Origin of the sequence: Bartonella sp. AP58NXGY (genome assembly GCF_042195785.1) — a bacterium.
In the GTDB taxonomy this organism is placed as follows: Bacteria; Pseudomonadota; Alphaproteobacteria; order Rhizobiales; family Rhizobiaceae; genus Bartonella.
Genome location: NZ_JBHIOY010000176.1, coordinates 1 through 833 on the forward strand (window position 1 = coordinate 1; position 833 = coordinate 833).

Here is an 833-nt window from a genome sequence, read left to right on the forward strand (position 1 = left end):
GAATACGTACTGCATTCATTTGCTAGACATTAGGAGGAAAAATAACCTAGCGACTCAACATCTAATTAAAATAAGCATGAGAAACAATATATAAAAATGCATGGCTGATATGCATGAATTTTATCACCATCAAGTTTCTTGAACTGTATTTCGACGAAAGAAAATCATCATGAAAATGGCAATAAAAATCAACGTCAAGATTAACACAATTGTGGAAGCAGAATCAGAGCCGATAAATAGGCTAAGATAAATCCCTAAAAAACCAGAAAAAGCTGCAATAAGTATCGCGATCATTAACATAAAAGAAAACCGTTTTGTGACAAGATAGGCAATTGCTCCTGGTGCTATCAGTAAAGAAATAACAAGCACAATTCCAACCGCTTTCAAAGCTGCAACAATTGTAAGAGAAATCATCGTGAGAAGGGTATAGTGGAGCAGTGGTATTCGCAATCCCATTGCACGACCTTGTACTGAATCAAAAATATACAGCATAAAATCGCGCCATTTTGCCCCTAAAATGAAAGTAACAATGGCAGAAATGACCGCTGTCTGCGTAATATCAAGCCAATTAACGCCCAACAGGTTACCAAATAGAATATGATTCAAATCTAAGCTACTATAGATAGATGTTGCCAAAACAAGCCCTAAACCAAACATCGATGAAAAGACAACACCCATCACTGTATCCTGTTTGATACGACTATTGCTTCCCAAAAAGCCTGTTGTAAGAGCACAAACCATACCTGCAACAAAAGCACCGCAAGTAATCAAAGTCATTGTAATATTCTCTGGACGCATATGCTGGAACCAAGCAAATGGCAAAGAAGCTAAAA

At 37.1% G+C, this 833-nt stretch carries 1 protein-coding gene; it reads right to left on the reverse strand.

Going from position 1 to position 833, the window contains the following annotated elements; genetic code table 11:
- Positions 1-129: 129 nt before the first annotated feature.
- The coding region (locus ACFINC_RS10275) for a metal ABC transporter permease (protein ID WP_375617146.1) at positions 130-833 on the reverse strand (704 nt) is incomplete at its 5' end.